Here is an 11,587-nt window from a genome sequence, read left to right on the forward strand (position 1 = left end):
GAATGCAGGAAGAATGATTATGTTACGCTCATATTATAAAGCAGGGCGTTGGAACTGCCTGAAACAGATGGCAAATACGCACAATCCAGTGCCAGCGGCATGACCGGGAAAATGGGAATACGCCCGATTTGGATCTCCTTCCAGTTCTTTCTGGCAAGCATAGGTTTCATCAACAGTATTGCAATCTTCCGCTTTTTTCATCGGCACAGTCCATTTTTTTGATTGTTTCAGCTTAGCAAAAAATATCATGCTTTTTGCACTAAAAGATAGGCTTTTTTAAAACCGGGAAAATGGGAATGCGCCCTAACATCCAGTCTTTGTAATTTTTGTTGAGAATCCCCCTGTTTCGGCAGAAGTGCATCACTTCAGAGGCAGACATCAGTGGAAGAATTAAACCCTTGAAAACAATACGGTCAAATCCTGTCATCACACCCTTGACCAAACCCGAAAACCTGTCTATAAAATTTTTCATAAGCAGTTCCTGTTTGTATTTTAAAAGTATTCGATCTACCTTTATTATACATGAGGAACTGCTTCGTTCATATCACGGTTTATTGGGTTGCGGGTTTCCCGCCTTAGAAAAATAGACGGTGGATTTGGGTTTTCCCAACCGCTTGCACAAAACCTGTAAATGATGTATAGATGCCCGGATTAAAATGGACGGTATTATGAATAAAGACAGGGTATTTGCAGAAAAATTGACCACGATTACACCTTTCAGGTTCAACGAAAAAGTAGCCCGGGTATTTGACGATATGCTGGTCAGATCAGTACCGCTATACGGTGAAGTAATTAAACAGCAGGCGAGAATTGCCAGGCAGTTTTATCAAAGCGGCACACAGATTTTTGATCTGGGCTGTTCCCATGGCAATTGGGGAATTCTGCTTCTTGACTGCTTTGGTGGTGTTGGATTTAAAATGATTGCTGTTGACAGTGCCAAGCCCATGATCCAGCGGTTTAAAAAACGGCTTGCCGTCCATGACAGCCACGGCTGTATTGACCTTGTCTGTGCCTGCATTGAAAACATTGTGATTTCAAACGCATCTGTGGTGGTTATCAACCTGACGTTGCAGTTTCTGGATACTGAAAAGCGGGATTGTCTGATTCAATCGGCCTTTAAGGGGCTTTGCAAAGGCGGCATATTGCTGCTCACAGAAAAAACCGTTCATCTTGATCCACAAATGAATGCCCTTGAGCAGGAATATTACTACCAGTTTAAAAGGGAAAACGGATATACAGACCTTGAAATCAGTCAGAAGCGGGATGCCCTGGAACAGGTGCTGGTTCCCGAGACCGTGACAGAGCATGAAAACCGTATTCACAAAGCTGGATTCACCGCATTCAACGTCTGGCTTAAGTGGTTTAATTTTACATCCATGATCGCTATTAAATAAATGGAACAGTTTTTAGAGAATTTTGGCCACCTGGGATGGGATCAATGGTATGACGCCCTAGAAAAGCTGGTCAAAGAAAAAAGGGCCTTTCTTGATTCTGCCAGGGGAAATTTCGAAAAACTCAAATACGTGGTTAACGACCTGCCTGGGATTTGTCCCCACACCGTTGATTTGTCATCCAGGGCTGTCAGCATCGGGCAGGCAGACCAGATTTTGCCCGATGAAAAGAACAGGCTTTACAACGGTCTTGTCAATCTGAGTCCCTGGCGCAAGGGCCCCTTTGAGTTTTTTGGGATTCCTGTTGATTCCGAGTGGCAGTCCTGGATGAAATGGGAACGTATAGTGCGCCATCTTCCCAACCTTAAAAACAGAAAAATTCTGGATATCGGTTCAAGCAATGGATATTACATGTTTAAAATGGCTGCGTCAGAGCCCATGTTTGCCTTAGGTCTTGAACCCCAAAGTTATTTTTATTACCAGTATTGTGCGGTTCAAAAATATTTGAATCTGAAAAATGTATTCTGTCTGCCTGCCGTCTACAATGAACTGCCGGCCATGGATCATTTTTTTGATCTGGTGCTGTGCATGGGAATTTTGTACCACCGCAAATCCCCGGTAAAGATGCTTAAACAGATCCATGACGGCCTTGTGCCGGGCGGTCGGGTGGTTGTGGAAAATCTGGTGATCAAAGGGGAGAACAATTATTGTCTGTTTCCCTTTGACCGGTACGCTAAAATGCGCAATGTGTTTTTTATCCCTGACCTGTCTGTCATGGCAGCCTGGCTTGCCCGGGCCGGATTTTCGGATATCAGATGCGTGGATATAACAGACACCAACTTTGAAGAGCAGCGCAAAACCCAATGGATTCAAACGGAATCCCTTGAAGATTTTCTGGACCCCCAAGATCCGTCAAAGACTGTTGAGGGTTATCCGGCACCAGTCAGGGCCATTTTTATAGCAACAGCCTGATTCAGGCTTTAAATGATCTCAATATGGCAAACCCCATCAGCATTATCGGCGTTCCCATGGATTTCGGGCAGATGCTCCGTGGCGTGGACATGGGTCCTGCCGCGTTAAGGTATACGGGATTGATCCCAAGGCTTCGCCGGCTTGGACATGATGTTAAAGACGAAGGTGATATCCCCATCCCTGTGCGTGATGACGATCCTGCCATGGAAGGAATGGCAGACCGGTATGTCAAAGAAATCACCCGGATCAGCCACGATATTTATAAAACCGGATGCCGGGTCATGAACCAGAGCCGTATGCCGATTTTTCTGGGCGGTGACCATGCCATTGCCATTGGTACCGTGGCCTCGGTGGCGGTTAAAGGGCCTGTGGGCCTTATCTGGGTGGATGCCCATGCCGATTTCAATACCCCCCGGACATCACCGTCGGGAAACATCCACGGCATGCCCCTGGCCGTTCTTACGGGAGATGGCTATCCATGCCTTGTGGATGCAGGGCATCCCGGCGCAAAGATTGCCATGGATAACGTGGTCATGATCGGGCAGAGAGATCTGGATCTCGGAGAAAAAAAACGCATCAAAGCGTGCGGTATCACCATTTTCACCATGCGCGACATCGACGAACAGGGTATCAGCGCCATTGCCGCCAAAATCATGGTTCAGTTTGCCCGCTTGAAACGCTTTCACCTCAGTTTGGATATGGATGCCCTGGACCCGGTTGAAGCCCCGGGGGTCGGCACCCCTGTACCCGGAGGCATCTCCTACCGGGAAGCCCATCTGCTCATGGAGCTGCTTGCGGATTCGGGAAAACTTGGCTCCATGGACCTGGTGGAGATCAATCCCATCCTTGACGTGGCCAATAAAACAAGCAAACTTGCGGTGGAACTGATCCTGTCCGCCTTGGGAAAAAGCATTCTGTAAGGCTTTTGATCATGTGCCTTAAGTCTGCTTTAGTTATTGTTTAATCGTGGGGCTGGCTGAATATATCACCCGATTAAAATCCTTTAAGGGATTTGCAGGCGATATTGTAAGCCACAAAACATTTGATGCCCAACCCGCAGCCTGGGCATCACCGAACATTTTTCCCTGCTTTAAAAATGACTTGTCCCGCCTTCTTGCCGGGCTTGGCATTAAAAATCTGTACACCCACCAGGCCCGGGCTATTTCGCTCATCCTTGACAGATGTCATACGGTTATTGCAACGCCCACGGCATCGGGCAAAAGTCTGGTGTACAATTTGCCGGTGATGGATGCGCTGATATCTGACCCAAGTGCCCATGCCCTGTACCTGTTTCCCCTCAAAGCCCTTGCCCGGGACCAGCTTGACACCGTTAACAAGATGCTGGCCGGAACTGATGCTGTTTTTTCACAGCCTTTAACCGCAGGCGTCTATGACGGGGATATCACAGGGTATCAAAAGACAAAGATCCGCAACCATCCCCCCAATATCCTGTTATCAAATCCTGAGATGCTGCACCTGGCCATGCTGGCCCATCATCATTTATGGGTATCTTTTTTCGGAAACCTTAAATATATTGTGGTGGATGAGGTGCACACCTATCGAGGTGTCATGGGCTCAAACATGGCCTGGGTGTTTCGAAGGTTATTGCGGATTTGCAGATTTTACGGATCTGACCCCTGTTTTATTTTCTGTTCAGCCACCATTGCCAACCCCGGACAACTTGCCTCGGAATTGACCGGACTGCCGGTGACGGTGGTGGATGAACAAGGCGCCCCCTGCGGGAAAAAAGATATTTTACTGATGAAGGGAGTGGAAGGCGCGGCCCGGACCGCCATCACACTTATCCATGCCGCAGTTTACAGAAATCTTGCCACCATTGTTTACACCCAGTCCAGAAAAATTACGGAACTCATTGCTGTATGGGCGGGACAACGGGCAAAAAACATGGCTGATAAGATATGTGCATACAGGGCCGGATTTCTTCCCGAAGAGCGGCGGGAGATTGAACAAAAACTAGCCGACGGCGAACTGCTTTGCGTGGTGTCAACTTCGGCCCTTGAGCTTGGCATTGATATCGGTAATCTGGATCTTTGCATCCTTGTGGGGTATCCGGGAACCATGATGTCCACCTGGCAGCGGGCAGGACGGGTGGGACGGGACGGGAACGACTCTGCCATGATCTTCATTGCCCACGAAGACGCCCTGGATCAGTATTTCATGAACCACCCGGACATCTTTTTTACCATGTCCCCGGAAACCGCCCGGATTAATCCTGAAAACCCCCAGATCCTTGACCGCCATCTGGATTGCGCGGCCGCTGAACTCAGCCTTGATGCCAATGATCCTATGTTAAAACCGCCGGTTGTGCAAGCAAGGGTACAGTCCCTGGGACGCAAAGGCCGGCTGCTGTTAAGCCGGGACGGGAATACCTGGTTTTCCGCCCGCAAACGCCCCCACAGGGAGGTCAGTTTAAGGGGATCCGGGCATACTATTCCCATATTCAAGGAGGACACCCGGCAAAGTTTAGGTGAAATCGACTGGCACAGATCCTATTTTGAAACCCATGAAGGCGCGGTTTACCTGCACCGTGGACAAACCTTTGTGGTAACGCTTTTTGACCATCTTAAGGGCGTGGTCCGGGCAAAAAAGGAAAAAGTCGGCTACTACACCCGGGCAAGATATTCAAAAAACACTGAAATTATAGGTGTTGAAAGAACCTGTCAGGTCAAAGGCACCCGGGTGGGGTTCGGCAAACTGAAAATCCGTGAACAGGTTACAGGCTATGAAATGAAATCCGTGTCCGGCCAAAAATCCCTTGGCATTGTGCCCTTGGATCTGCCGGAACTGACCTATGAGACCCAGGGGCTATGGATTGAGATTCCGGAGTGGATCAGGCAGCGCATTGAAGCGGATCATCTGCATTTCATGGGCGGGATTCACGCTTTAGAACATGCAGCCATCGGCATGATGCCGCTTCTGGTGATGACCGACCGAAATGATCTTGGCGGAATATCCATTCCCTTTCATCCCCAGGTTGAAACGGCGGCTGTCTTTGTCTACGACGGTGTGCCGGGTGGTTTAGGGCTTACTTTGCAGGCCTTTGACAACGCAGTGACCCTTATGCAAAGAACCTATGAGGCGATCCGGGACTGCCCCTGCGACACCGGGTGTCCCGCCTGTGTACATTCGCCCAAATGCGGATCAGGAAACCGTCCCATAGACAAGGAAGCGGCCACGCAAATTCTTGGGATGCTCCTTGAACAAAACACGGGGCAGGAGGGATTTGCGTCTGCACTAACCGCGCGTCCGCCTGTTGTCCCGGATGCTGCTGTCTTAAAAAAAATGACACATGAAAAGAGACCTGCATTGATATCTCCCCAAAGATATGCTGTGCTTGACATTGAAACCCGGCGCTCTGCCAACCAGGTTGGCGGATGGCACAAAGCCGAACGTATGGGGGTGTCCTGCGCTGTGCTCTACGATTCCCTTGAAAAGGATTTTCTGCTCTATTACCAGGAGGATATGGAAAAACTTGTGGAACGGCTCAGGCAGATGGACCTTATTATCGGGTTTAACATTATCCGGTTTGATTACAAAGTGCTGTCCGGTCTGAGCCGGTTTGATTTTCACAGCCTGCCCACCCTGGATATTCTGGCAAAAGTCCATGAGCGTCTGGGGTACCGGCTGTCACTGGATCATTTGGCCGGACAGACCCTGGGCCTTGAAAAAAGCGCAGACGGCCTTCTTGCTCTGGAATGGTGGCAACAAGGCCGTCTGGATCTGATTGTAGACTATTGCACCCAGGATGTGCGTGTCACCCATGAATTGTACAAGTATGGCCGGGATAATGGTTTTTTGCTTTTTAAAAATAAGGCCGGTCACCATGTCCGCATCCCCGTGGACTGGAAATAGTAATTTGCGTTTGCCCTGTGGGCTTTCCCAATTAAGCTTGACAAGAAAAACATATATTAATATAGATTGAGCGATTTGTGTTTTCCGGACGTATTGCAGAAAATTGGCATGGCAAATGCTGTTCTGCGAAAAATATTGGCCTAGGGATTACCCGGGGCCTCAAGGGTATGGTAACATCAACATTTTAACATTGATGGAGTTTTCATGAACGAGATAGAAAACAAAGCAAACGATGGTCCTGGGGGTGGTGCGCATCACTGCACCAACAACGGTCCAGAAGATGACAAGGGGTTAGGGGTTGGTGTCATCTTTTTTATGGGGGCGTTTCTGGTATGCTTCCTGTCGGGCTGGCTGCTGTTTCCAAAATTGCTTTATTCAAAAAGAGAGCAGCCTTTTAATTTCGACCACAATCTTCATGTCGAAGAAACAGGTGATTGTGAAACCTGCCATTTTCTCAGAGAAGACGGCACCTTCTCCGGAATCCCGGGCCTGGTCGCCTGTATGGAATGCCATACGGATGAACCCATGGGAGAGACCGACGATGAAGCCGTGTTTGTAGAGGAATATGTGGCCGAGGGGAAGGAAGTGCCCTGGCTGATTTATGCCAAACAGCCTGATTGTGTGTTTTTCTCCCATGCCGCCCATACTAGTGCAGACGGCATGGACTGTAAGACCTGCCATGGTCATATTGGTGAGTCCTCATCTTCACGGCCCTATGAAGAAAACAGAATCACCGGCTACAGCCGTGATATCTGGGGAAAGAATATCTGGGGAATTAAAAAGAATTCCTGGGATCGGATGAAGATGGATGACTGTGCACAATGCCACCTGGAAAAAATGGGTCACAAGGGCTACTGCTTTCAGTGCCACAAGTAAGATACCTCAAGGACAAGAATTTCAAAGTTTATAAAGGATGACTTATGAAAATTGACAGACGAAGCTTCTTGGGATTGGGACTTGGCGCGGCAGCCGGCATCGCGCTTTCCCCTGTGGGTGTCAAGCTGACAGATGATTCTTCCATCTGGACCCAGAACTGGCCCTGGACCCCTGTCCCCGAAGACGGCAGAATAACCTATGACCGGTCCGTATGCAGCCTGTGCCCAGGCGCCTGCGGCATCAGCGTCAGAAAAATAAACGGACGGCCTGTTAAGATCGAAGGCCTTGACGATTACCCCATCAACAATGGCGGTGCCTGTCTCCACGGCATTTCCGGTCTGCAGTATCTTTATGATCCTGCCAGAATAAAAACCCCGTTAAAGAAAAACGGAAACAAATTTGAACAGATTTCCTGGGATGAGGCCATCTCACTTGTGGCTCAGACTTTGGGTAAAATCCGTGAAAGCGGCGCACCCGAATCCCTGGGCCTGATCACTGGTGCTGACAGCGGTTCCATGGCTCAGCTTTTTGCACGCTTTATGGATGCTTTTGGCTCTCCTAATACCTATACCATGCCAAGCCTTGAATCCAATCTGGCCCTGACGGCTGCTGCCCTTCACCGTGCAGATCAAAGCCTTGGGTTTGACCTTGAGCATTCCGACTTTATTTTAAGTTTTGGTGCGGCACTTATTGAAGGCTGGGGTTCACCTGTTGCCTGTATCCAGGCCAATGCCGAAAGACGTGAACGCAAGGCCAAACTTGTACAGGTTGATTACAGACTGTCCAACACGGCCAATGCTGCAGATAAAATTATTGCTGTGAAACCCGGCACAGAAGCAGACCTGGCATTGGGTCTTTGTGCGGTTTTGCTTACAAAGACCCAGGATTCAACCGGTCGGCTTTTCGGGGACGTAAATAAGTTCGCTTTCGCTAGCATGGTGGTAAAAGAGTATACACCGGCCAAGGTGGAAGCTATCACCGGTGTTAAGGCCGCGGATATTGAGGCCCTTGCCATGGAATTTATCAAGGCCAAGGCCCCTGTGGCCGTGCCGGGAAAAGGCAGGGGAGACGTTGGTCAAAGCCTTCGTGAGTTCGCTGCAGTCCAAACCCTTAACGCACTGGCAGGCCGCCTGAATAAAGAGGGTGGTGTGTTTGTCATGGGGCCGGCCGCTTATCTAAACTTTCCCGAAAATGTAATGGATGATGCCGCTGAAAAGGGCGCAGGCAAGGAAAAACTTGCCGGTTCCGTTAATGAACTGGTTGACACGCTTGAAAAGAACGGTGGCCTTTCAGCCCTGTTTATTTACAATGCAAATCCCTGCTACGCCTTGAACAACCCTGAAAAAGTCAAGACTGCCATGGACAAGGTTGGATTCAAGGTCAGCTTCAGTTCTTTCATGGATGAAACCGCGCTTAGATCTGATGTGATTCTGCCGGCATCCATCTTCCTTGAACGCCTCGAAGATGTTGTTTCCGGCGCAGGTCTTGCCAAAAGAGTCGTGGGTCTGTGCCGGCCCATGGTTAAGCCCGTATTTGACACCAAGCATCCTGGTGATGCACTGATCCTTCTTGCCCGGGCCATGGGCCACAGCATTGCACAAAGTTTTGCCTGGGAATCCTATGATGCCTGCCTTGGGGAAGTGGCTGAAAAGATTTGGGATACCCTGTCCGGCGAAGGGTATGTTGTTATTGACGACAAGCCGCCTGTGGGTACCCCTGCAACGGATTTTTCCTTCCTTGCTTCCGGTTCCAAAGCTGCTGAGATCCTGGGAGAAGGCGATTACACCCTGGTGCCTGTTGATAAGATGCGGCTTGCCGGCGGTTCAATGGCATCTTCTCCCTTTGCTGTTAAAACCGTTTCCGACAAGGTCCTTTCAGGAAAATACAGTGTTGTTGAAATCAACCCGGCCACTGCAGGGGGCTTGAAAGACGGTGATGTTGCTGTTCTTAAAACCGCCATGGGTACAGCAAAGGTGAAAATCGGCCTTAATGAAGGTATTATGCCCGGCGTGATCGGTATGCCAAGGGGGCTTGGACATGCCTTCAACAATCCTTATGTGGCCGGTAAAGGTGTCAATGTCAATGATCTGATCGGCCCGGTCATCGAGCCTGGTTCAGGACTGGATGCTGCTTTTGGAGTTAAAGCTACCCTTTCCAAGGCGTAAACTGTTTACGAAATCTTTTTAAGAGGTTCTGATGATAGAAAATAAAAAAGCCCATAAGTTCGGAATGGTTGTTGATCTGGACAAATGCACGGGATGCGGTGCCTGTATGGTCTCGTGCATGTCCGAGAATAACGTTCCGTTTAAGGAGGATGAATCCAACAAAAAGGACAGCATCACCTGGATGCGGGTGTACAAACTGACCAATGGAAAATCCTTTCCTGAAACGCAAATCGTTTATCTGCCCCGTCCCTGCCAGCACTGCGGCGGAATCGGTGACCATGGCCATTCTCCCTGCGTATCCGTATGCCCTGCCACTGCAACCGACTATGGTTATGATACAGGGATTGTCAGCCAGATCTATACCCGCTGCTTTGGCTGCCGGTACTGCATGGGGGCATGCCCGTACCACGCCAGATACTTTAACTGGTGGGATCCCAAATGGCCCGAGGGTATGGAAAAATACTTAAGCCCCAATGTGTCCCCGCGTATGCGCGGGGTGGTTGAGAAATGCTCCTTTTGCTACCACAGATATCAGCTGGCCCGGGAGCAGGCCATTGTCGAAGACCGTGAAATAGAAGAAATGGAGTACCAGACCGCATGCACCACAGCGTGTCCGGCAGGCGCCATTGTATTTGGGGATCTGAACAATCCGGCCCACAAGGTCCATCAGATTGTTAAACCTGATCCCCATCCTGACCCCATGAACCACAAGGTTGTGGGCAAATCCAGAAATCCGAAAGTTTTCAGGCTGCTTGAACGTCTTGGCACCAACACCAAGGTGTATTACATGTCTGATCGGGAATGGGTCAGAAAGGCAGGGGACAACTACCTTAAAGGTGAGTGGGAAAATGTTAAAACCCATCATGGGGCGTCTTCATCCCATGGTTAACTTGCATAAAACTATTTAGGAGTAATTAGATATGGATGATGCATTAATACCCGAAGGCGCCAAGCGCTGTGGATTCCTGACATTCATGATTGGGATCGTCATCGTGGGTGCTGTTTTGCTCTGGGGCGTTTTCGCTATGTTTTTGTGCTGGTTCAAAGGTTTGAATCAGACCAACATGAACGACTACTACGGATTCGCCCTGTGGATCTGGGCAGATCTTGCCGTCATTGCGGTTGGCGGCGGTGCTTTTTTCACAGGTCTTTTGAAATACATTTTCAAGGTTGATGAGCTGAAAAATATCATCAACTTTGCCGTGATCATTGGTTTTATCTGCTACAGTTCCGCGCTGCTGATCCTGGCCATTGATATTGGGCAGCCGTTGCGCGGCTGGTTTATTTTCTGGCATGCCAATGTGCATTCAATGCTCACAGAAGTGGCCTTTTGTCTATCCTGCTACTTTGCCGTGCTGACCATTGAGTTTATTCCCAATATCCTGGAAAACCGCCAGGTCTACAAGGTGCCGTTTTTTCACCACCTGGCCCACAACATGCACGGGGTGATGGCAGTCTTTGCCGCCACCGGCGCGTTTTTAAGTTTTTTCCACCAGGGGTCTCTGGGCGGTGTGGCCGGCGTTATGTTTGGCCGTCCCTTTGCCTATCGTGAGGGCCTGTTGATCTGGCCCTGGACCTTTTTCCTGTTTACCTGGTCTGCCGCAGCATTTGGCCCCTGTTTCACCCTGCTGGTGACCAAGATCACGGAAATAATCACAGGTAAAAAACTGGTGGGAGATAAAACCGTCAATCTGCTGGCAAAAATTTCCGGATGGATGATCACCACCTATATTATTGCCAAGATCATTGATACCATTTACTGGGCTTGGGTAACCGCGCCTTCCATGGGATTCAAACTGAGCCATTTTTACAGCAACAACGGGTTCTACGGTTACTGGATTCTGATTACCGAAGTGATTGTGTGCGGTGTTGTGCCTGGACTGCTCCTGATTAATAAACGAACCCGGGAAAATCCTACCACCCGCACCATTGCCATAATTCTGGGCGTCATTGGTGTTTGCCTGAACCGGTGGGTGATGGTGCTTCAGATCATGGCCGTGCCTGTGATGTCCTTTGACACCTGGGCATTGTACATTCCCAGCTGGCAGGAAGTGGCGACGACCATTTTGCCTGTTGCCTACGGAATTATCCTGATTGCCGTCGCATACCGGTACCTGCCGGTATTCCCCCAGGAACTGGAACTTAACAAATCTGCCGACGCGGCAGCTCAAAACTGATAAAGGAGGTTTTAATGTTTCCCTTTTGTTTTGAATGGGCCTGGGACATCGGCCATGCAATTTTTTTCGGTGGGTTCTGGTATGCCATTTCCATTTTAGGGGCAGGCATGACCTATTGTTTTCTTAAAGCAGC

The 11,587-nt window shown here is 49.4% G+C and carries 10 protein-coding genes; 8 read left to right on the forward strand and 2 right to left on the reverse strand.

Annotated elements, in window-relative coordinates; all coding sequences use genetic code 11:
• Nucleotides 1–33 precede the first annotated feature (33 nt).
• A complete protein-coding gene (locus AB7U36_RS09790) occupies nucleotides 34–249 on the reverse strand; it encodes a hypothetical protein (RefSeq protein WP_428159597.1) in 216 nt (71 codons plus the stop codon).
• Between the two features lie 10 nt (nucleotides 250–259).
• Nucleotides 260–472: a hypothetical protein gene (locus AB7U36_RS09795; RefSeq protein ID WP_428159598.1), complete on the reverse strand. Its 213-nt coding sequence runs from the start codon at nucleotides 470–472 to the stop codon at nucleotides 260–262.
• Nucleotides 473–668: 196 nt separating this feature from the next.
• Here AB7U36_RS09795 and cmoA point away from each other — a divergent pair, with 196 nt between their 5' ends.
• From cmoA to qrcD, 8 genes are all read left to right on the forward strand, one after another.
• Nucleotides 669–1,394, forward strand: a complete 726-nt coding sequence (cmoA, locus tag AB7U36_RS09800) for a carboxy-S-adenosyl-L-methionine synthase CmoA (RefSeq protein WP_428159599.1) — start codon at nucleotides 669–671, stop codon at nucleotides 1,392–1,394.
• Entirely contained in the window at nucleotides 1,395–2,363 is a 969-nt protein-coding gene (gene cmoB / locus AB7U36_RS09805) for a tRNA 5-methoxyuridine(34)/uridine 5-oxyacetic acid(34) synthase CmoB (protein WP_428159600.1), read from the forward strand.
• Nucleotides 2,364–2,386: 23 nt separating this feature from the next.
• The gene (rocF, locus tag AB7U36_RS09810; RefSeq protein ID WP_428159601.1) at nucleotides 2,387–3,283 is read left to right on the forward strand and encodes an arginase; all 897 of its coding nucleotides are present in this window, start codon (nucleotides 2,387–2,389) and stop codon (nucleotides 3,281–3,283) included.
• A 46-nt stretch (nucleotides 3,284–3,329) separates the two neighbouring features.
• Nucleotides 3,330–6,236, forward strand: a complete 2,907-nt coding sequence (locus tag AB7U36_RS09815) for a DEAD/DEAH box helicase (RefSeq protein ID WP_428159602.1) — start codon at nucleotides 3,330–3,332, stop codon at nucleotides 6,234–6,236.
• A gap of 204 nt (nucleotides 6,237–6,440) precedes the next feature.
• The gene (gene qrcA / locus AB7U36_RS09820) at nucleotides 6,441–7,112 is read left to right on the forward strand and encodes a menaquinone reductase multiheme cytochrome c subunit QrcA (protein WP_428159603.1); all 672 of its coding nucleotides are present in this window, start codon (nucleotides 6,441–6,443) and stop codon (nucleotides 7,110–7,112) included.
• Nucleotides 7,113–7,156: 44 nt separating this feature from the next.
• Nucleotides 7,157–9,277 (forward strand): menaquinone reductase molybdopterin-binding-like subunit QrcB, encoded by a 2,121-nt coding sequence (qrcB, locus tag AB7U36_RS09825; protein ID WP_428159604.1) that lies wholly within the window; start codon nucleotides 7,157–7,159, stop codon nucleotides 9,275–9,277.
• Between the two features lie 31 nt (nucleotides 9,278–9,308).
• On the forward strand, nucleotides 9,309–10,166 hold the full coding sequence (gene qrcC, locus AB7U36_RS09830; protein WP_428159605.1) for a menaquinone reductase iron-sulfur cluster-binding subunit QrcC: 858 nt from the start codon (nucleotides 9,309–9,311) through the stop codon (nucleotides 10,164–10,166).
• Between the two features lie 31 nt (nucleotides 10,167–10,197).
• Nucleotides 10,198–11,454 (forward strand): menaquinone reductase integral membrane subunit QrcD, encoded by a 1,257-nt coding sequence (gene qrcD / locus AB7U36_RS09835; RefSeq protein ID WP_428159606.1) that lies wholly within the window; start codon nucleotides 10,198–10,200, stop codon nucleotides 11,452–11,454.
• Nucleotides 11,455–11,587 lie beyond the last annotated feature (133 nt).

Source organism: Desulfobacter sp. (assembly GCF_050177295.1).